This is a genomic window from Micromonospora sp. NBC_01739, from assembly GCF_035920385.1.
Taxonomy (GTDB): domain Bacteria; phylum Actinomycetota; class Actinomycetes; order Mycobacteriales; family Micromonosporaceae; genus Micromonospora.
Genome location: NZ_CP109151.1, coordinates 651,921 through 676,196, shown reverse-complemented (window position 1 = coordinate 676,196; position 24,276 = coordinate 651,921). Strand labels below are relative to the sequence as shown.

General features: G+C 70.6%; 17 protein-coding genes. 5 read left to right on the top strand and 12 right to left on the bottom strand.

Translation table 11 applies throughout. The features are described from left to right. Nucleotides 1–169 precede the first annotated feature (169 nt). Together OIE53_RS03035 and OIE53_RS03030 are read left to right on the top strand one after the other, a co-directional pair. Entirely contained in the window at nt 170–1,810 is a 1,641-nt protein-coding gene (locus tag OIE53_RS03035) for a right-handed parallel beta-helix repeat-containing protein (protein ID WP_442791370.1), read from the top strand. A 377-nt stretch (nt 1,811–2,187) separates the two neighbouring features. Continuing rightward, nucleotides 2,188–3,873, top strand: coding sequence for a right-handed parallel beta-helix repeat-containing protein (locus OIE53_RS03030; protein ID WP_327025028.1), 1,686 nt, complete (start codon nt 2,188–2,190; stop codon nt 3,871–3,873). 149 nt (nt 3,874–4,022) lie between these two features. Here OIE53_RS03030 and pulA read toward each other — a convergent pair whose 3' ends face one another. The 3 genes from pulA to OIE53_RS03015 all read right to left on the bottom strand — a co-directional run bounded on the left by pulA (nt 4,023) and on the right by OIE53_RS03015 (nt 10,873). Beyond that, the gene (gene pulA, locus OIE53_RS03025; RefSeq protein WP_327025027.1) at nt 4,023–9,512 is read right to left on the bottom strand and encodes a pullulanase-type alpha-1,6-glucosidase; all 5,490 of its coding nucleotides are present in this window, start codon (nt 9,510–9,512) and stop codon (nt 4,023–4,025) included. Nucleotides 9,513–9,650: 138 nt separating this feature from the next. Continuing rightward, a complete protein-coding gene (locus OIE53_RS03020; protein ID WP_327025026.1) occupies nt 9,651–10,379 on the bottom strand; it encodes a cellulose binding domain-containing protein in 729 nt (242 codons plus the stop codon). A 92-nt stretch (nt 10,380–10,471) separates the two neighbouring features. Continuing rightward, nucleotides 10,472–10,873, bottom strand: coding sequence for a hypothetical protein (locus OIE53_RS03015; protein ID WP_327025025.1), 402 nt, complete (start codon nt 10,871–10,873; stop codon nt 10,472–10,474). Nucleotides 10,874–10,910: 37 nt separating this feature from the next. Here OIE53_RS03015 and OIE53_RS03010 point away from each other — a divergent pair, with 37 nt between their 5' ends. Then, nucleotides 10,911–11,156: a hypothetical protein gene (locus OIE53_RS03010; RefSeq protein WP_327025024.1), complete on the top strand. Its 246-nt coding sequence runs from the start codon at nt 10,911–10,913 to the stop codon at nt 11,154–11,156. 185 nt (nt 11,157–11,341) lie between these two features. On the opposite strand, the gene OIE53_RS03005 is transcribed toward OIE53_RS03010, so the two are convergent. After that, on the bottom strand, nt 11,342–11,731 hold the full coding sequence (locus OIE53_RS03005) for a hypothetical protein (protein ID WP_327025023.1): 390 nt from the start codon (nt 11,729–11,731) through the stop codon (nt 11,342–11,344). Nucleotides 11,732–11,767: 36 nt separating this feature from the next. Continuing rightward, the gene (locus OIE53_RS03000; RefSeq protein WP_327025022.1) at nt 11,768–12,502 is read right to left on the bottom strand and encodes a hypothetical protein; all 735 of its coding nucleotides are present in this window, start codon (nt 12,500–12,502) and stop codon (nt 11,768–11,770) included. Between OIE53_RS03000 and OIE53_RS02995 the strand changes: the two genes are divergently transcribed. Next, nucleotides 12,501–12,710 carry a hypothetical protein gene (locus tag OIE53_RS02995; RefSeq protein WP_327025021.1) on the top strand — a complete coding sequence of 70 codons (210 nt, stop codon included), beginning with the start codon at nt 12,501–12,503 and terminating at the stop codon, nt 12,708–12,710. The two genes, OIE53_RS03000 and OIE53_RS02995, sit on opposite strands and share 2 nt — an antisense overlap. 5 nt (nt 12,711–12,715) lie before the next feature. Here OIE53_RS02995 and OIE53_RS02990 read toward each other — a convergent pair whose 3' ends face one another. Next, nucleotides 12,716–14,389 (bottom strand): right-handed parallel beta-helix repeat-containing protein, encoded by a 1,674-nt coding sequence (locus OIE53_RS02990; RefSeq protein ID WP_327025020.1) that lies wholly within the window; start codon nt 14,387–14,389, stop codon nt 12,716–12,718. A 265-nt stretch (nt 14,390–14,654) separates the two neighbouring features. On the opposite strand from OIE53_RS02990, the gene OIE53_RS02985 reads away from it, so the two are divergent. Further along, on the top strand, nt 14,655–17,540 hold the full coding sequence (locus OIE53_RS02985) for an aconitate hydratase (protein ID WP_327025019.1): 2,886 nt from the start codon (nt 14,655–14,657) through the stop codon (nt 17,538–17,540). An 86-nt stretch (nt 17,541–17,626) separates the two neighbouring features. Here the strand turns inward: OIE53_RS02985 and OIE53_RS02980 are convergent, their stop codons facing one another. The 6 genes from OIE53_RS02980 to OIE53_RS02955 all read right to left on the bottom strand — a co-directional run bounded on the left by OIE53_RS02980 (nt 17,627) and on the right by OIE53_RS02955 (nt 24,274). Next, the gene (locus OIE53_RS02980) at nt 17,627–18,229 is read right to left on the bottom strand and encodes a GTP-binding protein (RefSeq protein ID WP_327025018.1); all 603 of its coding nucleotides are present in this window, start codon (nt 18,227–18,229) and stop codon (nt 17,627–17,629) included. Next, entirely contained in the window at nt 18,210–18,596 is a 387-nt protein-coding gene (locus OIE53_RS02975) for a DUF742 domain-containing protein (RefSeq protein WP_327025017.1), read from the bottom strand. The genes OIE53_RS02980 and OIE53_RS02975 overlap by 20 nt, the downstream gene beginning before the upstream one ends. Nucleotides 18,597–18,601: 5 nt before the next feature. Continuing rightward, the gene (locus OIE53_RS02970; RefSeq protein ID WP_013734909.1) at nt 18,602–19,024 is read right to left on the bottom strand and encodes a roadblock/LC7 domain-containing protein; all 423 of its coding nucleotides are present in this window, start codon (nt 19,022–19,024) and stop codon (nt 18,602–18,604) included. An 89-nt stretch (nt 19,025–19,113) separates the two neighbouring features. Then, on the bottom strand, nt 19,114–21,693 hold the full coding sequence (locus OIE53_RS02965; protein ID WP_327025016.1) for a sensor histidine kinase: 2,580 nt from the start codon (nt 21,691–21,693) through the stop codon (nt 19,114–19,116). Nucleotides 21,694–21,788: 95 nt separating this feature from the next. Further along, nucleotides 21,789–23,420, bottom strand: coding sequence for a prenyltransferase/squalene oxidase repeat-containing protein (locus OIE53_RS02960; protein WP_327025015.1), 1,632 nt, complete (start codon nt 23,418–23,420; stop codon nt 21,789–21,791). Beyond that, the gene (locus OIE53_RS02955; RefSeq protein ID WP_327027046.1) at nt 23,417–24,274 is read right to left on the bottom strand and encodes a terpene synthase family protein; all 858 of its coding nucleotides are present in this window, start codon (nt 24,272–24,274) and stop codon (nt 23,417–23,419) included. The genes OIE53_RS02960 and OIE53_RS02955 overlap by 4 nt, the downstream gene beginning before the upstream one ends. Nucleotides 24,275–24,276 lie beyond the last annotated feature (2 nt).

Below are 24,276 nucleotides of genomic sequence, written 5' to 3'. Positions count from 1 at the left end.
ATACGGTGGTCGTCGGAGGCTGCAACCGATTTGTAGCTGACGCGCCTCCTTCGGGTGGTGCGAGCCCGTTTGGTAGCAGGAAGGGCGGAAAGCTCTGATGTCCAACCTAACGACTCCCTCCGGTGAGGCCCCCATGGCCCCACCGAGACGAGGACGACGGAAACTTTGGGTGGCCGCCGGGGTAGCCGGCTTGACCGGCGTCGTCGGCCTGGCCGCCGTGGGCGGCGTGGCCGCCCGTAACCAGAAGTCCGGCGAGCGGCAACAGGCGTCGAACATGCCGGCGTCGGCACCGAAACAGCACGTCAGCGACGCGGACAAGGCCGAGGAGACCGGTGGCGCGGAGTCCGGCAAGGGCGACCGAGGCGACCGGCACGGCAAGGGCGACCAGGACGGCAAGGGCAAGCGCTTCGACGGTCGAGAACGGGTGAAGGAGGTGCCGTGCGACACCGACAAGCTGATCGACGCGATCACCCTGGCCAACCGGACCGACGGCGCGACCCTGAAGCTGGCCGAGCACTGCACCTACACGCTGACCCGGCACGACGAGTGGGGTAACGGCCTGCCACGGATCAATCAGCCGATCACCCTCAAGGGCGACAAGACCCGGATCGAGCGGGATCCGACGGCCAAGCCGTTCCGCATCCTCAACGTCGGCCCTGGCGGGGAACTCACCCTCAAGGGCCTGACCATCAAGGGCGGCCAGCTCAAGGACGACAAGAAGAAGGACGACTCGAAGCCCCGCGTACGGTGGGGGTCGAAGGGGGAAACGACGGCTCCCACGGCCACGCCGGAGGCGGCTGACGCCGCGCCCGGGACACCGGCGGTCGCCCCCCAGGCAGCAGCCGCGCCTCGGGCGGCAGCGGCACCGGCGGCCGCGCCCGGAGCCGGCGAGCCCGGCTCGGAGGTGACGCCGGCTCCGTGGCCCACCGGCGGGCACGGGCACACGCCCACCGAGGGCGCGGGTCTCCTGGTCCACCAGGGTGGTCGCGCCGTCGTCGAGCACAGCACCTTCGTACAGAATCACGCGGCCGGCGACGGCGGTGCCATCGCCAACTTCGGCGCCACCCGCATCGACGGGACCCTGATCGAGCGCAACAGCGCCGGTGGCTTCGGCGGCGGCATCTTCAACGCCGGAGCTCTCCAGGTCGAGCAGTCCGAGGTGGTTCGCAACAGCGCCGAGGAAGGCGGCGGCGGCATCGCCAACGGCTCGTCCGACAAGTACGGGATCGAGGGCGGCACCGTCTACATCTTCAAGAGCAAGATCAGTCACAACCGGACCGCGGGTGACGGTGGCGGCCTGGCCGACAACGGCGGGACCACCTCGGCCAGCCACAGCGAGTTCACCGACAACACCGCGGGCTCCGATGTCGGCGGTGTGCTCGCCAACGTCGACAGCCAGCTGACCCTCAAGCACGTGCTCGTCGCGAAGAACTCCACCCAGGGCCGGGCCGGCGGCATCGGCATCGGTGCGGGCACCAAGGCCGTCATCGAGCACAGCCTCGTCAAGGAGAACGTCTCCGACGGCGACGGTGGCGGAATCTTCAACTTCGGCTTCACGGTGCTGCGGGACACCGAGGTACTCGCCAACCAGGCGGTCGGCGGGTACGCACAGGCCGGCGGGATCTACAACGACGGCGGCAAGGTCAGTCTGATCCGGTCGAAGGTGGCCTTCAACTTCTCCACCAAGAAGCCGGGCGGCATCTTCACCAACAACGACCGCGTCGACATCGACAGCAAATCCACGGTCGTCGACAATCGCCCGACCAACTGCCTCGGCAGCCCGGTCATTCCGGACCGCTGCTTCGGCTGAGACATACCGAGAGAGCCAGACCACATAGCCGGAGGGCTTCTCCGGGCCGCCACCCGGCGCCCCGGAGAAGCCCTCCCCCTTCTCCCCCCGCCCGCCCAGCCATGTTGATCGAGAAGTTTGCGTCACGAATGGCGTGTAGCACGACCAAAAGCTCTTGATCAGCCGCCTGTCCGGGGTGCGGCCACGGTGGGGTGGGGATGAGGGCTTGGGTGCGCGGGACAGCGAATGCACCTAATGCGGGTTCCTTTCGCATTTGGCCGCGAGGTGAGGAAGATTCTCTTACTGTTGGTTTCGGGAGCTACAACCGATTTGTAGCAGGGGACGCCCGCCTGAGGCGGAGCGACCCTGTCTGGTACGAGGAGAGGGCAAAAGCTCCGATGTCCAACTACCTAGCGAACAACGATGATCGGCCGACGCCGAAGCGTCGCCGCAAGCTCTGGGTGGCCAGCGGCGTTGCCGGATTGACCGGCGTGGTCAGCATCGCCGCGGTCGGCGTCGCTGGTGCCGGGGCGGTCGGCGGCAGTGACGGGGTGAAGTGGTCGACCACCCAGCAGGTCATCCGCGACGACGTCCAGGGCGAAGCGGAACACGGCAAGGAGGCGGAACACGACGGCAAGAAGCGGGACCGCGATCGGCACGATGAGCGGGCGAGGGAGGTGCCCTGCGACAGCGACAAGCTGATCGAGGCGATCACCCTCGCCAACAACAGGAACGGTGCCACCCTGAGGCTGGCCGAGCACTGCACCTACAAGCTCACCCGGCACGACAAGTGGGGCAACGGCCTACCGAAGATCACCCAACCGATCACCCTCAAGGGCGACAAAACCAAGATCGAGCGGGATGCCACGGCCAAGCCGTTCCGCATTCTCAATGTCGGTCCCGGCGGGGAACTCACCCTCAAGGGCCTGACCATCAAGGGCGGCCAGACCGGGCCGGCCAAGAAGGTCTCGGCGCCGGAGCCGCGGAAGACGTGGTCACAGTTCTCGGGTTCGGGCGAGGCGACGGACGCCGTACAGGGCGGCAAGCCGCTGGCCACCGCGTTGCAGGCCGCGCCGAAGGCGCCGGCCGAGACCGACGCGGCGGCGGTGCCCGCCACCGCCCAGGTCGACGGGGAGCAGGAGTGGCAGTCCGAGGAGCAGGTCGAGGCCGAGGGCGACTGGGAGCCGGGCCGTTTTGACGGCGCGGGCCTGCTGGTGCAGCCGGGCGGCCGGGCCGATGTCCACGACACCGAGTTCGTCGAGAACCAGTCCGGTGCCAACGGTGGTGCCGTGGCCAACTACGGCCAGACCCTGCTCCACGAGAGCCGCGTCGTCGACAACACCGCCTTCCTCTTCGGCGGCGGCATCCTCAACGTCGGCGTCCTCAACATCGAGAAGTCGGCGGTGAAGAACAACCAGGCGATCATCGGCGGTGCGGGCATCTCCAACGGTCTGGTCAAGTTCAAGCCGCACAAGGACAAGCTGCACCACGCCGGCATCGACAACGGCACGTTGTACGTCGAGAAGTCCGAGATCGAGGGGAACGAGACCACCGGCTTCGGCGGCGGCATCCTCGACATCGGCGGTCAGACCTCCGTCAAGCACTCGAAGGTTTCCGACAACGCCGCGCTGATCGCCGGTGGCGGCATCCTCGCGGCCAAGAAGAGCCAGCTCACCCTGGCGCACAGCACGGTCGCGAAGAACAGCACCGCAGGTGTCGGCGGCGGCCTGGCAGTGGTCGACTGGAGCACCGCCACGGTCGACGACAGCGCCATCAAGGACAACGTCGCCGGGTTCTTCGGCGCCGGCCTGTTCAACGAGGACAGCAAGACCACGCTGCGGGACACCGAGGTCACCGGCAACCGTGCCGTCGGCCCGTTCGCTGTCGGCGGTGGCATCTTCAACAAGGGCGGCTGGGTCTACCTGACCAAGACCGAGGTGGCCCACAACTCCGCCCGCAACAAGCCGGGCGGCGTCTTCACCAACAACGACGGCGTGGTGTTGGACGACAAGTCCGTCATCACCGACAACCGTCCCACCAACTGCCTCGGCAGCCCGGTGATTCCGGACGGCTGCTTCGGCTGATCCACACGGTTGACCGGTACTGACACCGGCTCCGACCGCAGACCGGCTCCCTTCCGACCACGGAAGGGAGCCGGCCGTCGGTGGCTGATTGCTGCGGGCACGAACGAGGGCTGACCGTGCGGTCCAGCCCCCGTTCGTGGTGGTACGGCCTACCGCTGCACGAAGACGGCCACACTGCGCGCCGGGACGGTGAAGGTGCCGGTCGACGCGGCGAAGGCGGCGGTCCGCAGCACCGGGTCGGCCGAGGAACGCAGCATCGGGTGCAACGTCACGTCCGCGCCCCGCAGCCCGGTCACCCGCTGGGTGGCCGCCTCCGGGGTGCCGTTGAAGACCACGGTCACGGACTTCCAGGCCCCGCCGAGGCCCCGGGCGTCCAGGGTCATGGTCAGCACCCCCGGCGTCTCGCCCGTGCCGGACAGCGGGAAGCTGACCCGCCGCTGCACCTCCTGTGCCGTGGACAGCCCGAACACCGGGGAGGAGTTACGGATCCGCAGCAGTTCGGCGTACCGGGCGTCGGTCAACTCGATCGCGGCACAGTCCGGCACCAGCAACGGATCGGCCAGCAGCGGCTTCGCGTACGGCCACTTGTCCCGGTTGTCCTCGGCGGGCGGCAGGCCGGCGCCGAACCCGTTGCCCTGGGCGCAGTCCCAGCGGATCTGGTTGAACCAGTCCCCCGAGTTGTACGAGTTGCGGTCCAGCGACTTCGACCGCAGCCGCTCGGTGCCGGTGGTGACGAACCCGGCCCCCTGACCCAGCACCACCGTGCTCAGGGCCAGCACCTGCATCCGGGCCCGGTCGGTGGCCGGGGTGGCCTGGGGCAGCTTGTACGCCAACGCGTCGTACAGGATCTCGTTGTCGTGGGCGTCGACATAGGTGATCGCCTCGCCGGGCGAGTCGGTGTAGCCGGCGGGCGAGCCGTTGTAGTCCACCTGGTCGCCGGTGACCGTCCGGCCCGCCGAGTCGGTGAACCGGTAGCCGCGCAGGTTGCCGACCAGCCCGACCTTGATCAGGTCCTGCTGGTGCAGCAGCCGGGCCCGCTGTTCGGCGGTGCTGCCGTTGATCGGGTCGCCGTTGGGGTCGCTGAACAGCCCGGAGGCGAAGCCCTGCTGACGCGGGTTGTCGTCGAAGGGCCCACCGCCGCGCACCGCGTCGCGCAGCCGGTCGTTGAAGGTGCCGATCCCGGTGCCGGCCATGTTGGCCTGGGTGGCCTGTACGAACCGGGCGTCGTCGGCCACCTCGCCGAAGTTCCAGCCCTCGCCGTAGAGCAGGATCTTCCGGCCGTCCACCCCGTCCCGGGCCACGGTCAGCTTGTCCAGCGCGGCGCGTACGGCCAGGATGTTCGCCTTCGGGTGGTGGCCCATCAGGTCGAACCGGAACCCGTCGACCTTGTACGCCTTGGCCCAGGTGACCATCGAGTCGACCACCAGCTTGCCCATCATCGCGTGCTCGGGGGCGGTGTTGGCGCAGCAGGTGGAGGTGGCCACCGTCCCGTCGTCGAGCAGCCGGTGGTAGTAGCCGGGCACGATCTGGTCGAGCACCGAGCGGGGGTCCGTACCGGCGGCCGAGGTGTGGTTGTAGACCACGTCCAGCACCACCCGCAGACCGGCCCCGTTGATCCCGGCGACCATCTGCCGGAACTCCGTGGTGCGCCCGGCGCCGTCCGGGTCGACGGCGTACCCGCCCTCCGGGACGGTGTAGTGCAGGGGGTCGTACCCCCAGTTGTAGCCGTCGCGTTCGCGCACCGCGGCGATGCACTCCTGCTGGCGCTCCGAGTCCGGCGGCAGGGCGGCCAGGTCGCAGTCCGGCTGCCGCTGGTCGGCCCGCCGTTCCGGGATGGTGGCGAAGTCGAAGGCCGGCAGCAGGTGCAGGTGGTTGACGCCCGCGTCGCTGATCGCCCGCAGGTGCTTCATCCCGGCCGTGTTCGGGTCGGTGAAGGCCAGGAAGGTGCCCCGGCGGTCGGCCGGGACGGTGGTGTCGGCGATGGAGAAGTCGCGTACCGACAGCTCGGAGATCTGCACCTTGGCGGCCGGCGGGGCGGCCGGTTTGCGCAGCTTGGCCCAGCCGGGCGGGGCCAGCTTGGGGTCGGCCAGGTCGACGATCTGGCTGTGGGTGGAGTCCGCCGCCAGGGCCACCGAGTAGGGGTCGGTCACCGCGGCGGTGACCATCTGCTGGGCGGCCGGTTGCCAGGCCTGCACCCGGTACCGGTAGTACCGGCCGGTCCAGTCCCGGGCCCCCCGCACCGACCAGACTCCGGTGCGGTCGTCGCGGCGCATCTCGATCAGGCGCGGCGGCGCGGTGGGCGAGTCGAACAGTTCCAGTGACACGCTGCGGGCCGTCGGGGCCCAGACCGCCAGGGTCGGTACCCCGCCGGTGAAGGTGGCCCCCAGTCGGGCGGCCGTCGCCGGGGCGTAGAGGTCGTCGAGCACCCCCGGGAGTTGCACCCCGGTCGCGCCGAGCAGGGTCCCGTCGGCGGCCCGCTCGGTCACCAGCACCTGCCCGCGCAACGCGGCCGGCACCTTGGCCAGGTCCCGCCGGTCCAGGGTGAAGGTCCGGTGGTCCCACAGGTGCGGGAAGGCCGCCCGCTGGGCCTCGGTGAGCCCGTTGCGCTGCGCGGTCAACGGCAGCGAGGTGTACGCCCCGACCAGCTCGCCGTCGACCACCCGCACCCCGCCGGCCGGGGCGGTCACCAGGGCGTACGCCTTGCCGTCGCCTGCGCCGGTGCGCCAGGCGACGGTGGACCGGTCGATCCAGTGGGCCTTCTGCCGGCCGATGTCGGTGTCCGTACCGGTGCCGGTGGCCGTGGTCGGCAGCAGCCGGCCCGGGGTGGCGGCCAGCAACCACACCTCACGTCCGGCCTCGGCGAAGTCGAGCCGCTGGTCCTGCGGCAGATCCTTCTCGTCGCCCCGGTGGATGATGTAGCTGAGCCCGGTAGCGCCCTCGGCCAGCGGCACCCGGAACTCGGCGCCGAAGGAGTCGATCCGGGTCGGCGGCATCGGCCGCGCCCAGTCGGTGGGGTTGGCGGCGCCGTCCCACAGGTGCAGGCCCCAACCCTCGTAGTTGCCGTCGGACCGGCGGTAGTGGAGCACCGCCGTGCCCTCCTCGACCGGCGGCGCGGGCCCACCGGCCGCCTCCTCCCGCCTCTGGTAGGTCGCCGGGTCACCCTGTTTGACCCAGACCTCCCCGGTCTGCGTCACATCCACCACCCGGTCATTGTCGACGTCCTTGGTGCCGTCCGCATCGACCACCAGGAAGCCGACCGATTTCGCGCCCGGCTTCAGCTTCACCCAGGCGAACCGGCCGTAGGCGTCCGTCCCGGCGAAGGGTTGCCCCTTCGGCCAGTCGGTGGCGTACTCGGGGTCGATGTCACCCCAGGTGTAGAGCCCCCAGTCGGGGTAGTCGCCGTCGGGCCGCTGGTAGTGCACCACCAGCCAGTCCCGGGAGGAGCCGACCTGGTCGGGGGTGCCGACCGTGGTGGCCCCCCGGGCGGTCGCGGCGCGGCCCCGCCCGTCGCGGACCACCGCCAGGTAGTCGACCTTGGTGCCGGCGGCCAGCCCGGTCAGGTCGTGGTGCAGGGTGTACGGCGCCCGATGGGTGGTGCCGAGCAGGGTCCACCGGCCACCGGCGACCCGGGCCGCCATCGTGACCGTGGCCAGTGGGTCCCCGGTCACCTGGGCGGTGACCTCGGCCCGGGTGGCCTGGGGTGCCTCCGGGACGGTGATGGTCAGGCCCGGCTTGGTGGTGGGCAGGGCCACCGGCTTGCCGGCCCGGTGCACCACGGCCGACAGCGGCGGCACGGTCACGGTCAGCTTGCCGTCGCCGGCCGCCCTGGGCCGACCGGTGCTGCCGTAGACCCCGGCGAAGGTGGCACCGGGCGACCAGGTGTCCACCGTGACGGTCTGGGGGGTGGCCGCGTTGTTGACCGCCACCAGGTACTCGGTGCGGTTGTCCGGGTCGAACCGGGAGAAGGCGAAGACCCCCGGCCCCTCGGCCGCGTGCCGGGTCACCTGCACCCCGTCGCGCAACGCCGGGTGGGCCTGGCGCAGCTGGCCCAGGGCGGCGATGGTCCGGTACAGCGGGTGGCCGCGGTCGAACTGGTCCTGGGCGTGGGTGCGGTCGGTGCCGAGCAGGTCGTCGTCGAGGTAGTCCGGGGTCCGGGAGGCGAACATCGGCTGCCGGGAGTCCTTGTCCCCGCCCGCCCCGGTGAAGCCCTGCTCGTCGCCGGAGTAGATCACCGGCTGGCCCCGGGTGAGGAACATCAGCTCGTGGGCCAACTGGTCACGGCGCAGGTGGGTGGCCGGGTCGGTGGGGCCGGCGGCGATGAAGGAGCCGATCCGACCCATGTCGTGGTTGCCCAGGAAGGTGGGCAGTCGACCGGCGTGGGTGTCCCGGGCGGCGTACAGGTCGTCGCGGGCGTACACCTCGGCCAGGGTCTTGGCGGAGCCGTCGCCGGCGGTGTAGCCCCGGGCCGCCTCCTGGAAGGCGAAGTCCAGGGTGGCCGGCAGCCCGCCCTGCCGTACGTAGCTGGAGGTGATCTCCTGGTCGGCGCTGTAGACCTCGCCGAACATGAAGAAGTCCTTCTTGCCGGCGCGGGTGGCGGCCTGGTCGATGCCCTGGCTGAACTGCGGCCAGAAGTCCATGTTGACGTGCTTGACGGTGTCCAGCCGGAACCCGTCCACCCCGGTGTCGCGTACCCAGTCGGCGTAGATCTTGGTCATGCCCCGGACCACCTCGGGCCGTTCGGTCCACAGGTCGTCCAGGCCGAAGAAGTCGCCGTACTCGCTGTTCTCCCCGACGAAAGTCGAGTCACCCCGGTTGTGGTACATGGTCGGGTCGTTCAGCCAGCCGGGCACCTTGACCTTGGCGTCCGCCGGGCTGGCGAAGGTCGGGGTGTACGGGAAGGACCGGTTGTTCACCTGCGGGAAGGTACGGCTGCCGTCGGCGTAGTTGCGGTCCTCGAAGGGCCGGCCCTGCGCGTCGCGGTACGGCGCGGTCTTTTTGTCGAGGTAGCTGTACCTGTCCTCGGCGTAGGTGATCACGTCGGCGGTGTGGTTGACGATCACGTCGAGGTAGACCTTGATGCCCCGTCGATGGGCCGAGGCGACCAGCTTCTTCAGGTCGGCGGCGGTGCCGAAGTGCGGGTCGACCTGGGTGAAGTCGGTGATCCAGTAGCCGTGGTAGCCGGCCGAGACGTCGTCCCCCTTGCCCTGCACGGGCCGGTTCTTGAACACCGGCGCCAGCCAGATCGCGGTCGTGCCCAGCCCCTGGATGTAGTCCAGCCGATCGGTCAGGCCCTTGAGGTCGCCGCCCTGGTAGAACCCCTTGTCGGTGGGGTCGTACCCGGTGCGCAGCCGGTCTCCGGTCAGCCCACCCCGGTCGTTGCGCGGGTCGCCGTTGGCGAACCGGTCGGGCAGTACGAAGTAGAACTGCTCGGCGCGGGCCGAGTTGGCGCCCGCCGCCAGCAGAGCCTTGGCGCTGGGCTCGGACTGCCAGGTGACGGCCCCGGTGGGACTCAGCGAGCCGGTGCCCGGGGCGGCCACGGCGGGGCTCTGGTGCACCACGACCGGTGCCCCGAGCAGGGTGAGGGTGAGCAGCAGGACGAGGGGGAACAGGGCGCTGCGGGGTTTCGGCGGGGGCTTCATCGACGGCCTTCCTCTGGTCGCTGACTGGCCCGCACGCTAGCCCTTGCCGAAAGGTTCTGCAATACCTTGCAAACGAACCGGCAATGTTGTCGACACCTTGCGCAAGCTTGAAAGCACCGCGCAACAGCGGGAGGGTCCTCAGAGGCCGTCGCAGGTCCGTCCGGACACGACACAACGCGCCGGGCGGGGCGAGGCGAACTCGATGTGGAACCGCAGGGCTACGGCCGCACCGGCCGCCAGATCCGGGCCGCTGCGGTAGGTCAGGGTGCCGCCGGCATCGCGGAAGGTCCCCTGCGGCACCCCCTCCAGCCAGGCGGTGACCACCCGACCGCCGGGGTACTCGACCCGGGCCACCCACTCCTGGTCGCGCCGGGAGGTGTTACGGATCGACAGCTCCGCGATGAATCCGCCGTCGAAGGTGTCGGTCACCCGGTAGCGCGCCTGAATCGGCGAGGCCGGTGTGGCGGGTGGACGGGCGATCGGCGGGCTGCTGACCTCGGGTGCCGCATAGGTCGGTGCCGCCGAGCGGGAGGGTTGCCCGGCCGAGGGCTCAGGCTCGGGCGCGGGCATGGCCGCCGTACCGGTCGGGGTGGGTGGGTCGGTGCGACGCGGAGACAGGCCCGGCACCGGCTGCGACGGTAGGCCGGAGGCCCCCCACCCGGCCGAGGTGGCGCGTGGCGGCGGCACCGCACCCAACGGCGGGGTGGGGTCGTAGTCGGCTCCGGGCCCCCGGTACGCCCCCACCGCGATGACGAGCAGCACCACCATCGCGCCCACCCCGATCGAGATCAGGATCCAGGGCGAGGACGCCACCGCGGTGGCACCGGGGGACGGCATCGAACGCGGAGCGCGACGCATACCGGACATGTCTCTCCTCAGCGGGCAGCCCGGCAAGGGTAACGATCATGACAGAACTCGGGAAGTACCCGACCGATCAATCAACAGTCCCGACTGTACGGTCAGCCCATCGCACAGGCTGAGCCGTTGACCGTGCATTGTGCCGGGTAATTCCGATTTCCGGTACGGCTGATTCGCAGATACACCGCCTGCCGCCCGCTGGCGGGCAGCAGACCGGTGCCACTGAGCTGGTACCAGCCCGCTCCCTTGATGCTCATCGACACCCCCGGCCCACTGGCGGCCCGAACGCCGGTGACCTCGCTGGTGAACCTCAGGTCGACCACCCATCCAGCCGGCTGATCGGTGCCGTTGTGGACAACCAACCGGGCCCGGTAATAGTCCGTCACACTGAAGGTGACCAGATAGCTGGCGGCAAACTCCCCGGCGTCCACGGCCAACGACGGCGGGTCAGAGACATCGGGCGATTCGGAGGGTTCCGCTTCCCTGCGCGACGGCTCCGACACCGTACGCGACGGAAGCGCCGACCGTGTCGACGACGGAGTGACCGCCGGGCCGGGGGTCGCCCTCGGCGAGGGGGTGGGTTTGCGGGTTGCGCTGGGCTCCTGGGTCGGGGTGGGCTGGGTCGGCAGCAGCATCGGCGGACCGGGCGTCCACGCCGTTGGCTGTTCCGGCTGGCGAAAGGACAACGTCGCCACCACCAGCAACACCGCCAGCACCGCGACGCCGACCAGCACCACCACCCATGGTGCCGACCCGATCACGGTGGGCAAGGCCACCCGGCCGTGACGATCTGCGCCCTCGTCGCCCGCCGACCGCTCCGGCATTCAGGCCCCCTCATGGTCACCGATGGGTCAGCCTAGCCAGGCGGACCCGGGCACCGAACAGCCCGGCCAGTCGACAGTGGAGCCCCGGCCGGCCGGTGGTGGGGTCTCGCTGGCCGGCGGGTCAGCCGGTGACAGCTGGTTGACGGGTCAGCCGGCCCGGATCACTGTGCAGATGGCCGGTCCGTCGTCAGTGGATCGCAGCAGGTAACGGTAGCGTTCGCCCGTCACCTGCCGTCCCTGGCTGTCCAGGAACTCCCACCGGACGGCCACCATGGTCAGCAGCGCGGAGATGTGCTGGATCTGCTCGATCTCGGCGTGCGCGGCGATGAGTTCCCGCTCGCTGTAGTCCGGGGCGGCGCCCACGAAGGACAGCGCCACCGCTGCGGGCGAGGTGAACGAGAAGCTGTAGGTGTCGGCGACCACCAACCCCGGCAGGGCGTAGCAGCCGGCGATCGCGGGCAGGTCACCGGCGGTCAGGGCCACGCCGTACCGGTCGAAGAATTCGGTCAGGACGTCGAGATCGGTGGAGGCATTCACAGGCAGGAAGTTGCCGACTCGCCGGTCGACCAAACCTCAACGGGCCGGCATCCGTACCTCGATCTCGCTGCCCAGCCGGGCCCCGCCGCGCAGCCCGAGGTCATCGCCGCTCCAGAAGCGTCCCGGGTCGTACCAGTTGGGACGGCGACCGGCCGGCAGCAGCCCCATCGCCTCGTAGGTGACCGCCACCACCTCCGCGCAGTAGGCGCTCTCCAGGGTCGACTCGTCAGCGGCGGCCGTGCTTTGGGCGGTCGGCTCCGCCGAGCCGGCCGGACCCAGGGCGGTCGGCTCCGCCGAGGCGACCGGGCGGGAAAGGGCGGCGGGTAGCGGCAGGCGGGGCAGGCGCGGGGCCGGCACCCGGCCGCGAAGCCAGCGCCAGGCCATCTGGGCGGTGGACGGGAAGGGGGTGCCGTCCAGCCGGGCGATGGTCCGCAGCACCGCCTTCTCCATCTCCGGGTCGGCCGGCGGGTCGAGCTGCCGCAGCCAGGCCCGCTGGCCGTACCGGTTGGCCCAGACGCAGACCGCGTCCCGCAGGTCGTGCAGCTGCACCCCCCGCTGGTGGGTACCGGTCCACATGTCCGGCAGGGAACGGCCGAGTTCGGCGTGCCACATCAGGGGTGGCATGTCGTCCAGCACGACCGCCATGCCGACATGGTTGACCGGGCTGTTCGTGGTCCACTGAATGGCCCGGTCCGGCGCGCTGCGCCCCCGGAACAGCCACATGTCGCCGGTACGGGTCAGCTCGACCGCGTCGTCCAGGCTGATGCTCATGAGGGTTTACCCTAAGCGGATGCGGCGACGGGTGCGGTGGTGGAAGGTTCTCGGTCTCGCCGGTCTGGCCGGTGTGGCGGCGTCGGGGGTGGTGATCGCGCGAGCCGAACGACGGCGGCGTGCGTACACACCGGAGGAGATCCGGGATCGGCTGCGCAACCGGCACGCGGAGGCCAACTCCTTCTCCCCGACCGGCGAGCAGGACTGACGCCCTCAGTCCACTTCGACGTGGTTGCGGTCCCAGCGACCGCCCTCCGGAGAGTTGTCCAGCCGTAGCGGCCCATCGGCGTTGCCGGCCAGGTCGTTGTCCTCGACCCGGCAGGACACGCAGCGGCCCCGCGGGGTGATCCACATGGCGTAGCTCTGGGTGGGGTCCTCGCGGTTGTCCCAGATCCGGTTGCCGCGCACGCTGGACGAACGCAGTTCGGAGTTAACCGTGATGCCGGCGCGTACCGGGGCCGGGCCGGGCAGTTCGTAGGCCGCACCGGGCGGCGGCACGTCCTCGTTCCAGGCGTTCTCGGCGTCCGGCCGCAGGTCGGCCAGGGCCAGATCGGTGTCGGTGTTGGCGACCACGACCGCGTACCGGGTGCCGACCCGCAGCACCTTGCCCCGGTGGCCGTCGATCGGCCAGTGCGCCGACCGGTCCGTCACGGCACGGCGGGCGTAGTGCACCGATTCCCCGGACCCGGCAGCCGCCGGGGCGCACTGCCGCCCGTTGTTGCGGATCCGGTTGTTCACCACCACCGTGTCGACCATCGGCCGGTCGATCCGGATCCCGTCCAGCCCGTTGTCCCAGAACTGGTTGCCGTCGATGACGATGTCCAGGGCCGGGCCCTCGTAGCCCGTGCCGAGGTCGTGCTGGTGATAGCCGTGGCGCCCGTTGCCGCTGATCCGGTTGCCCTGGATGGTGTACGGGCCGGGGGTGTTCCCCATGCTGATCCCGTCACCGACGTTGCGGTCGATGACACAGTTGGCCAGGATGCCGCCGCGACCGGCGATGCCGGCGGTGCCGTTGGCGGAGACGTCGAAGCCGGCCTCCAGGTTGCCGGTGATGGTGCAGGCGGTCACGATCAGTCCGTCGGCGCCCCAGTCGGAGATGCCGAACCGGTTGGCCTGGCTGTGGCAGGCGACGATGCGGTACCCACGCGGCGGGGTCCAGTACGGCTTCTGCAACTCCAGGAAGATGCCGTTGGTGCCGTTGCCGAGGGTCGTGCAGTTGGAGATGGTGCAGCGTTCCACATCACCCCACCCGCCGATGCCGACGCCGATCCCCGCGCCGCCCATCTGCTCGCCGTTGTCCAGTCGGCCGCAGCCCACCACGACCACCCCGTCGATCAGGCAGTCCTGGAGGAAGTCGCAACCCAGCCCGGTGGCGCCGGTGTGGTGGATGTACAGGTTGCGGAACACCCCGCGCACGACGTACTGCAACCCCAGGCCCTTGGCCAGGTAGTTGTACTGGGTCATGGCCACGCCGGAGCCGTCGATCTCGAAGTCGGCGAAGGTGCAGTCCGCGATGTGCCGGTCGCGGTCCGCGCCGTGCTGGAGGGTGGTCCAGTACGCCAAGGGGGTCGGCTCGGCGCGGTTGCCCTCGTTGCTGAGCAGGAACCGGGTCGCGCCCGAACCGGCACCGACCAGGGACACCCCGCTGCGCCAGACCGTGCCGGCGTCCCGGATCGAGTAGATCCCGGGCGGGCAGTAGATGACCCGGGCCCGCCCGTCGGCGGCGTACCCCTCGCCGAGGCGGTCCACCAGGGCCGCCAACGCGGGCTGGTCGTTCGTCGTACCGTCGCCCTGTAGTCCGTAGTCCCGTGCGTCGCACCACAGCGGCGCCCCGGCCACCGGGGCCGGGTGCTGACGTACGGCGACGGCTCGGCCCTGCTGCCCCACGGGCCCTCCCTGGATCGTCGGCTACCTACCCGCCGCGCTTTCCCCCTCCCCCTCCCCAGAAACCCACCCCCTTGGCCCTCTCTTCGCCCCGTTGGGGCGGGGTGGGGGTGCCGGGAGGGGGTCCATACGGTGGCACTGGGTTGCGTGCATAGCAAGACGGACGTACGGTTTTGATGACAGGGAGAATCGGCGGTAAGTGTCCCCTAACCACGGCGGCGCCCCGACCGGTGCGACAGACTGCTCAGGACTACTCACGGTCGCTGGTGTGAAGGAGTACGACGTGGCGAGCCTCGACACCTTCGGTGCGAAGACCCAGCTACGCGTCGGAGACGCGAGCTACGAGATTTTCAAGATCAGTCAGGTGGAGGGGCACGAACGGCTCCCCTACAGCCTGAAGATCCTGCTGGAGAACCTGCTGCGGACCGAGGACGGCGCGAACATCACCGCCGAGCACATCCGCCAACTCGGCTCCTGGGACCCGACCGCGGACCCGAACGTCGAGATCCAGTTCACCCCGGCCCGGGTGCTGATGCAGGACTTCACCGGCGTACCGTGCGTGGTCGACCTGGCCACCATGCGTGAGGCCGTCCGCGACCTGGGCGGCGACCCCACCAAGGTGAACCCCCTGGCCCCCGCCGAGCTGGTCATCGACCACTCCGTCATCGCCGACCTGTTCGGCCGTGAGGACGCCTTCGAGCGCAATGTCGAGCTGGAGTACGCCCGCAACAAGGAGCGCTACCAGTTCCTGCGCTGGGGCCAGACCGCCTTCAACGAGTTCAAGGTGGTCCCGCCCGGCACCGGCATCGTGCACCAGGTCAACATCGAGTACCTGGCCCGTACGGTGATGGAGCGGGGCGGTCAGGCCTACCCGGACACCGTGGTCGGCACGGACTCGCACACCACGATGGTCAACGGCCTGGGGGTGCTGGGCTGGGGCGTCGGCGGCATCGAGGCCGAGGCCGCCATGCTGGGCCAGCCGGTCAGCATGCTGATCCCCCGGGTGGTCGGCTTCAAGCTCTCCGGTGAGATGCCGGCCGGCACCACCGCCACCGACCTGGTGCTCACCATCACCGAGATGCTGCGCAAGCACGGGGTGGTCGGCAAGTTCGTCGAGTTCTACGGGCCGGGCGTGAGCGCGGTGCCGCTGGCCAACCGGGCCACCATCGGCAACATGTCCCCGGAGTACGGCTCCACGGTCGCGATCTTCCCGATCGACGCCGAGACCGTCCGCTACCTGGAGCTGACCGGCCGCGATCCGCAGCAGGTCGCCCTGGTCGAGGCGTACGCCAAGGAGCAGGGCCTCTGGCACGACCCGGCGGCCGAGCCGGAGTACTCCGAGCGCCTGGAGCTCGACCTGAGCACCATCGAGCCTTCCCTCGCCGGGCCGAAGCGCCCCCAGGACCGGGTGCCGCTGGGCAGCGCCAAGACCCTGTTCCGCGCGGCGCTCACCGACTACGTGGCCGCCGACGAGACCGGCGGCGAGCCGGGCCGCAAGCCCGGCGTGCCCCCGCAGGAGAAGGCCTTCGGCACCGCCGGCCCGGCCGACGAGGCCAGCGCCGAGTCCTTCCCGGCCAGCGACTCCCCCGCCAACGACGTCAACGACCCGGCCGACGCCCCGCGTGACCTGGTCACCGCCGCGGTCGGCTCGGGTGGGCGGGCCAGCAACCCGATCCGGGTCACCGGCACCGACGGCAACACCTACGAGCTGGACCACGGCGCGGTGGTGATCGCGGCCATCACCTCCTGCACCAACACCTCCAACCCGCAGGTCATGATCGGCGCGGCGCTGCTGGCCCGCAACGCGGTGGACAAGGGCCTGAACCGCAAGCCGTGGGTAAAGACCACCCTGGCGCCGGGCTCCAAGGTGGTCATGGACTACTACGAGCGGGCCGGTCTCACCCCGTACCTGGAGAAGCTCGGCTTCCATCTGGTCGGCTACGGCTGCACCACCTGCATCGGCAACTCCGGCCCGCTGCCGGAGGAGATCTCCGCCGCGGTTAACGAGGCCGACCTGGCGGTCGTCTCGGTGCTCTCCGGCAACCGGAACTTCGAGGGCCGGATCAACCCGGACGTCAAGATGAACTACCTGGCCTCCCCGCCGCTGGTGGTGGCGTACGCGCTGGCCGGCACGATGGACATCGACCTGGCCAACGAGCCGATCGGTGAGGACAGCGAGGGCAACCCGGTCTTCCTGCGCGACATCTGGCCGAGCACCGCCGAGATCCAGGAGGTCATCGCCTCGGCGATCGGCGCTACCGGGTTCAGCGCCGCGTACGCCGACGTCTTCGCCGGTGACGAGCGCTGGCAGTCGCTGCCCACCCCGACCGGTGACACCTTCGCCTGGGACGGTGACTCCACCTACGTGCGCAAGCCCCCGTACTTCGAGGGCATGGCCCAGCAGCCGACCCCGGTGACCGACATCGCCGGTGCCCGGGTGCTGGCCAAGCTGGGCGACTCGGTGACCACCGACCACATCTCCCCGGCCGGCTCGATCAAGGCCGACTCCCCGGCCGGCGAGTACCTCGCCGCGCACGGGGTGCCGCGCCACGAGTTCAACTCGTACGGCTCGCGTCGGGGCAACCACGAGGTGATGATCCGGGGCACCTTCGCCAACATCCGGCTGCGTAATCAACTGCGGATCCCGGGCGCTGGGCCGGATGCGGGAGCTCCGCTCCCTGAGGGCGGCTTCACGGTCAACCACCTGACCGGCGAGCAGACCTCCATCTACGACGCCTCGATGGCCTACCAGGCCGCCGAGGTGCCGCTGGTCATCCTGGCCGGCAAGGAGTACGGTTCCGGCTCCTCGCGGGACTGGGCGGCCAAGGGCACCATGCTGCTCGGGGTCAAGGCGGTCATCGCCGAGTCCTACGAGCGGATCCACCGCTCCAACCTGATCGGCATGGGGGTGCTGCCGTTGCAGTTCCCGGCCGGTGAGAACGCCGACTCGCTGGGGCTGACCGGCACGGAGACCTTCACCATCACCGGGGTGACCGACCTCAACGAGGGCTCGACCCCCCGTACGGTCAAGGTCACCACCGACAGCGGGGTGGAGTTCGACGCCGTGGTGCGGATCGACACCCCCGGTGAGGCGGACTACTACCGCCACGGCGGCATCCTGCAGTACGTGCTGCGTCGGATGATCGCCAGCTGACGGTCGGACACGTAGAGGGGCTCCTTCCCGTGCGGGGAAGGAGCCCCTCGATCGTTTCCGCCCAGCGGCTAGGGTCGGCGGCGGTCTCAGCCGCCGGCGCGCCGGGCCTCGCGGAGCTTCATCGCGTGCTCGACCAGGGTGATCAGCACCTCCTTGGCCGACTCCCGTTGCCGGGCGTCGCAGAGCAGCACCGGCACCTCCGGGTCGAGGTTCAGTGCGGCCTGCACCTCGTCCAGCCGGTACTGCCGGGCCCCCTCGAAGCAGTTGACCGCCACCAGGAAGGGAGTGCCCCGCCCCTCGAAGTAGTCGATGGAGGGGAAGCAGTCCGCCAGCCGTCGGGTGTCGGCCAGCACGACCGCGCCGATCGCACCCAGCGCCAACTCGTCCCAGACGAACCAGAACCGGTCCTGGCCGGGGGTACCGAACAGGTACAGCACCAGGTCGTCGCTGATGGTGATGCGACCGAAGTCCATCGCCACGGTCGTCGTGCGCTTGGTCTCGACCCCGGACAGGTCGTCGATGCCCACCCCGGATTCGGTGAGCACCTCCTCGGTCCGCAACGGGCGTGTCTCACTGACCGCGCCGACCAGCGTGGTCTTGCCCACCCCGAATCCGCCCGCGACCAGAATCTTGATCGCCGTGGGCAATGCGACCGCGCCCGACGGCCGCTCAGAGTGCCCGTAGTCCATTGATAACCGCCTCGAAGATGCTGTTGTCGGGTATGCCGACGGTGCTGTGTGGCTCCCGGATCTGAACCAGGCTGCGCGCTACCAGGTCGCCGAGCAGGACCCGCACGGTGCCGACCGGCAGGTCAAGATGCGCCGCGATCTCGGCGACCGACTGCATCCGCTGACACAAACCGACGATCGCCAGGTGCTCCGGGCCCAACCCGACCTCCGGTGAGACGTCCGTCCGGGTCGCCATCACCAGCGAGATCAGATCGAACGTGCCGGTGACCGGGCGGGCCCGGCCGCCGGTCACCGCGTACGGGCGGACCACCGGACCGGCATGGTCGTCCACCCACTGGTGGTCGGCGGACTCTCCCTGCACCGTCATGTGGGTTACTTCTCCCCGTTGGTCTGTTCGGCTGATCGTGTCGGCGACGCGACGAACTTGCCTACCCGGGTGACCAGCATGGCCATCTCGTACGCGATCAGCCCCACGTCCGCGTCCTCACTGGCCAGGACCGCCAGGCAGGCGTTGCGACCGGCGGCTGTGACGAACAGGAACGAAGACTGCATCTCGATGATCGTCTGCTGCACCTGACCGCCGCCGAACCGCTTCCCCGCGCCCCGGGCCAGGCTCTGGATTCCCGCCGCCATCGCCGCCAGGTGCTCGCCGTCGTCGCGGCTGAGCCCCTGCGACGAGGCCATCAGCAGACCGTCGGCGGACAGTGCGACCGCGTGCTCGGCCTGCTTGACCCGGCCGACCAGATCGTCCAGCAACCACGTCAGGTCGGCACTCGAAGCCGTCTTCTGCGCCACTTCGTCGTCCTCTTCTCCCCCGGCTCATCGCCGTGCTCATCTGGTCCTGACCGTCGGTCGGGCGGATCGCCGCACGACCGGCACCCCGGTCAGGACTCCTGTTGGTCGGCGTCGTCAGACTCGTCCGTGTCGCCTGACCGACCGCCACCACCCAGCAGCCGGGCGGCGTCGGTACGGCCGCGCTGGGTGCCGGTCTGGTACGAACTCATCATTCGCCGAACCTGTTCCGGTTCGCGGATCACGTCCTCGTCCTCCTCCGCGGCCTCAGGCTCGGCGCGCAACGCCGGCGTGATGCTGGCCTGCCGGATGCGGACCGGCAGGCCCGATTCGGTGCGGGTCGACTCGGCCGGGGCCGTCTCGCCCGGCTCGGCGGTCGCCGGCGCGCTGCCGGCCGGGGAACTCGCCGGGGCGGGTGCGGCGGCGGGCCGGGTGTCCAGCGGACGACGCGGCAGCCCGGATCCGCCTGCGGGCGGGCTGGCGACCGGCACACTGATCGGAATGGTCGGACCGTCCAGGGCGGAGTGCCCGGGTCGACGTCGTGACCGGGTCGGCAGCCCACCTTCGGGGTCGGTTTGGACCTCCACCGGGGTGTCGGCAGCGACTCCGCCCGGCTGCCCCTGCTCGGCCTCGGTGTCGGCCACCGGTTCGCGGGTGGGGCGGGGGGCGGGCGGCAGCGCCGGGGCGGCCAGGGCCACCGGTGCGCCCGACCGCTGGGCGGTGATCGCCGGCACCGGCTCGCCGCCGCGCACCGCGCCATCGGTGCCCGGCCCGGCGACGCTCTGCGGCTCGCTGCCGTCGACGATGATCAGGTTGCTCGGGATCAGCACCACCGCGGTCGTGCCGCCGTACGCGGACTCCTTGAGCCGGACCCGCACCCCGTGCCGGTCGGTCAGCCGACTCACCACGTAGAGGCCCAGCCGGGAGGCGTCGGCGAGGTTCAGCTCGGACCGGTCCACGATCCGGTGGTTGGCCGCGGCCAGGTCCTCCTCGGTCATGCCCAGACCGCGGTCCTCGATCTCGATGGCGAACCCGTTGGCGACGAGTTGACCGCGGACCTCGACGGTGGTGTGCGGCGGGGAGAAGGACAGCCCGTTCTCGATCAGCTCGGCGAGCAGGTGGATGACGTCACCGACAGCCCGTCCGGCCAGGGACACCCCGCCGACCGGCAGCACGGTGACCCGGGTGTAGTCCTCGACCTCACCGACCGCACCGCGGATCACGTCGACCATCGGCACGCTGCGTCGCCAGGCCCGGCCCGGGGTCGAGCCGGAGAGCACGATCAGGTTCTCCGCGTTACGCCGCATCCGGGTGGCCAGGTGGTCGACCCGGAACAGGTCCTCCAACTCCTCCGCGTCGTGCTCGCGCCGCTCCATCGCGTCCAGCAGGGTCAGCTGGCGGTGCACCAGGGCCTGGGTACGCCGGGCCAGGCTGAGGAAGACCTCCCGGACCGCCCGGCGCAGCTCGGCCTGTTCGACCGCCGTACGGATGGCGGTCTCCTGCACGACGTTGAAGGCCTTACCCACCTGGCCGATCTCGTCGTCACCGAACTGTAGGGGTGGGGCCTCCTTGGCCACGTCCACCTGGTCACCACGACCCAGCCGCTCGACCACGCTGGGCAGTCGCTCGTTGGCCAGTTGGAAGGCCGCGTCGCGCAGCCGTTGCAGCTGCTGCACCAGGGCTCGCGCGGTGGTGATGGAGACGACCACGGAGGCGATGACGGCCAGCAGGCCGAGACCGGCGGCGAGCACCAGCCGGACGACCACGCCGATCGCGACCGGGGTGGCCCGCTTGACGATCTCGTCACCACCGGCCAGCACCACGTCGCCGATCTCGACCAGGGCGGCCGAGGAGATCTCGTTCCACTCCTGGCTGTCGAACGGCAGGCGCGACGTTCCGGAGGCGAGCATGATCTGGTTTTCCAGATTGGCCAGCCGGGTGAAATTGATGCCGGCAATCATCTGCTCGTAACGGCGCTGATCTGCCGCGGGCAGCTGGGTGACCGCCTGCTCGGCGAGGAACTGCCGGGCACCCACCACGCGGGTGAACTCCGCCCGCTCGTTCTGGGTGATTCGGCCGGCGGCCAGAATTCCGGCCAGCAGGGCGTCCTCCTGGGACACCAGTTCCCTGGCCCGGTTGAGCCGGATCAGCTGTGCGGTGTTCTCGGCCACCTCGTCGTCATCCAGGTTGCCGAGTTCGTCGTAGACGCCGTAGATCGATTCGATCACTTCGGTGAACGCCGTCATGGCCTCACCCCGGCCGATGTTGCGCTGGTCGACCGCATCACGGGTATCCGACAGCGCGGCCAATCCCCGGTTCAGGGCGGTGATGCGCTCCTCCAGGTCCTTGCTGCCGAGCAGACGCACCTGCCAGTTGTCGGTCGACTCGACGAAATCGGCCGCCGCCTCGTCGGTGCGCTGCCGCAGTTGCGCCAGTTCGGTGCGCCCGCCTTCGTCCGGCCGTCCCAGGTAGACCACGGAGGTACGGCGTTCCAACTGCAGTTGCATCAGCAGCGGTTCGGTGGGGTCGAACACCCGGGCGTCGAGCGCCTGCACACCGACGAGGTTGACTCCCTCTCGGACGGTGACCCAGGCGGTGAAGCCCCAGAGTGCCACCAGCGAGGCCAATAGAGCCACGACCTTGGTACGCAGATTCGAACTGCGGGAACCCATTACACCGTCCCTGGCACTGAGCTAATTGATCGGTCGGTCAGCAGTGCGTCACGCACATCGACCCCGGCGCACGCTAACAGCGTCACCGCGCCAACTCAAGCGGTCGTGATCATGCCTGACCCGGTCCCCGCTTCCCGTGTGGCCGGCAAAGCCTGGTTGAATGTCGGCACCGCCGCATGAGCCAGTTTCCGCGCTGCGATCACCGCCGACCGGACAATGAGAATGGGCGCGTACAGGTCTTTGTCGTGCCACAATGGAGGATGGTCGAGCCGATTGACATGCAACTGCGCGAATGCCCGGCGCACGGCCGCGGTCATCTCCGGTCGGATCGGCCGGCCCCCGGCCAACAGGATCTGCACCGCGTAGGCGGTCTCCTCGGTGGTCGTGGACCAACGCCCCCAACCCCCGTCCTCGCGTTGGGTGGCCAGGATCCGGTCCACGGCACGATCGATCGCCGGGTGGGCCACCTCCGGCGGCGCGTACGCGGCCAGCGCCGACACCGCGCAGTAGGTGGCGTAGTAGGGCGAGGCGTGCCATCGGTCCACCCAGAGCCCGTCCGGCTGCTGCACCTCCCGCAGCCACCCGGCCAGTGACCTGACCCTGGCGGCGTACCGGTCGGCGCCGTCGGTGGTGTAGCGGGCGTGCCAGCCCAGCGTCTCCAGCACATGGGCGTTGGTGGTGATCGACTGCCCGTCCTCCCCCTGCCAGGTGCAGAAATGACTGCCCAGGTCGTAGCGGAGCAGGCTGACCGGGTCCACCGGGTGACCCAGCCGGGCCAGGGCGTACAGGGTGGTCGAGGTGGTGTCGGCGTCCGCGGGCAGCCCCGGTCCGGTGGCCGCCCCCTCCGGCCCCAGGGCGGCGACCAGTTCCGCCACCAGCCGCGCGCCCGGGCGCACCGGCACCCCCGCCCGGGCCAGGTTCGCCAGGGCCCAGGAACGCTCGAAGACCGTGATCGGCGCACAACACGGCACCGGGCCATTGTGCCGGGCCACCACCGCGTCGAGGTACGCGCGGGCGGCCCGGTCCTCGGCACCTCGGTGGCTCAGCCACACCGCGGTCGCCGCGGGCGAGGCTCCGACCGCACCCTCGATCGGGGCGACCTCGGTGCGGGCGGCGGCGGCCGGTCCGAGCACCTCGTAGGCGTGCCACAGCTTGCTGGGCACCGGTCGGCCGCCGGCCAGCAGGGCGTCGACCGCCTCCACCCGACGCCGGTCGATCCGGGGCAGCGCGGCGGGTGCCCCGGTCAGGGCCGGGTCGCCCGCCAAGGCGACCAGGTCCGTGTCGATCCGCGCCACCAGGGTAGGCACGATCAGGTCGGCGGCCGGGGTGTCCGGCAGGGCGGTGCCCTCGCCCAGATGCCGGGCCAGCGCGATCAGCCCCCGGGTGGCCGCGGCGGCGACCGCGGCCCGGTCCGGTCCGGCCGGGTCGGGCGGATCGCACCGAACCAGGCTGGCGAGCAGGGCCTGCACCGCGCTAGCCGTCGGGACCAGGGCGTACCCGCCGGCCGGACCCCAGCTGCCGTCGTCCCCCTGCTCGGCCAGCAGGTACGCCAGCCGCTGCGGATGCCCGGCCACCCACGGGGTGTCGGCCACCAGCCGCCCGGTCTCGTAGACCGAGGTGCTGACCTGCCCGTGGGGCTGTGCTTCCAACTGCGCCAGCAGCGCACCGACCTCCTCGGCCAGGGTCGGCTGCGCCACCGCCTCGGCGGTCAGCGGCGGTGCTGTCACGGCACCCCCCAGAAGTCGGTGGACCGGTAGAAGCCGCTACTGAAGCCGATCTGTCGGGCCAGGTAGTCGGCCTGCACCGGGCAGTTCTCCCGCAGCGCCGCCAGCAGGTCGCGGGCCTGCGCCACCAACTCGGCGATGCGCTGCTCGACCTCGGCCCGGGGCACCAGCAGCAGGGCGTTGAGGTCGCCCCAGCGCAGGTCCCGCTCGTAGCTGCCGAGGTCGTTGACCAGCCGCAGGATCCGCTGCACGCAGTCGCTGGCCGTGAGCATCGCGTCCAGGTGGGTCAGGGTGGCCGGGTCGGCCGTGTGGATCCAGTGCACGACATTGACCACCGTGCAGGCCAGGTTGTCGGCGTTGTCGAGGTACTCCTCGAAGCCGGGCAGCTGGTCGGGGGTCTGCTTCCAGGTCCACTCCCGCGCCATGGCGGTGAGTACCTTGTCGGTCTCCTGGCGCCAGTGGTGGCCGTACTCGGCGAAGGCCGGCACGGTGGCCAGCTCGTCACGCAGCTCGGCCAGGAACGCACCGAGGGAGTCCCCGGGTTCCGGGGCGGCACCGTCGGCCACCGCCAGACAACGGGCGGCCAGTCGGTCGATCTCGTCGCGCGAACCCGCCTCGTGGTCCACCTGCCAGTCCAGGGCGAACCCCCACAGCACCGCCCGGTTGGTCAGTCGAAGCTGAGCCACCTCGCACCAGGGCGCGCCGAAGGCGATGGCCATGGCCACGTTGCCGAACAGGGTCGCGTCGAACGGCTTGGCGGGAAACAGATCCGGGTAGCCGGCGGCGACCTCGGCCAGGTCCCGCTGGCCCTTGGCGGCCAGGGCGCAGATGCGTCCCTGTTCCGCGGCCACACTCATCT

Bases quoted from the DNA above. Each gene is read 5' to 3' on its own strand.
- OIE53_RS02965 (WP_327025016.1), bottom strand. From the start codon at position 21,693: ATGGGTTCCCGCAGTTCGAATCTGCGTACCAAGGTCGTGGCTCTATTG.
- OIE53_RS02955 (WP_327027046.1), bottom strand. From the start codon at position 24,274: ATGAGTGTGGCCGCGGAACAGGGACGCATCTGCGCCCTGGCCGCCAAG.
- OIE53_RS02975 (WP_327025017.1), bottom strand. From the start codon at position 18,596: ATGACGGTGCAGGGAGAGTCCGCCGACCACCAGTGGGTGGACGACCAT.
- OIE53_RS02995 (WP_327025021.1), top strand. From the start codon at position 12,501: ATGAGGGTTTACCCTAAGCGGATGCGGCGACGGGTGCGGTGGTGGAAG.
- OIE53_RS03030 (WP_327025028.1), top strand. From the start codon at position 2,188: ATGTCCAACTACCTAGCGAACAACGATGATCGGCCGACGCCGAAGCGT.
- OIE53_RS03000 (WP_327025022.1), bottom strand. From the start codon at position 12,502: ATGAGCATCAGCCTGGACGACGCGGTCGAGCTGACCCGTACCGGCGAC.
- pulA (WP_327025027.1), bottom strand. From the start codon at position 9,512: ATGAAGCCCCCGCCGAAACCCCGCAGCGCCCTGTTCCCCCTCGTCCTG.
- OIE53_RS03020 (WP_327025026.1), bottom strand. From the start codon at position 10,379: ATGTCCGGTATGCGTCGCGCTCCGCGTTCGATGCCGTCCCCCGGTGCC.
- OIE53_RS02980 (WP_327025018.1), bottom strand. From the start codon at position 18,229: ATGGACTACGGGCACTCTGAGCGGCCGTCGGGCGCGGTCGCATTGCCC.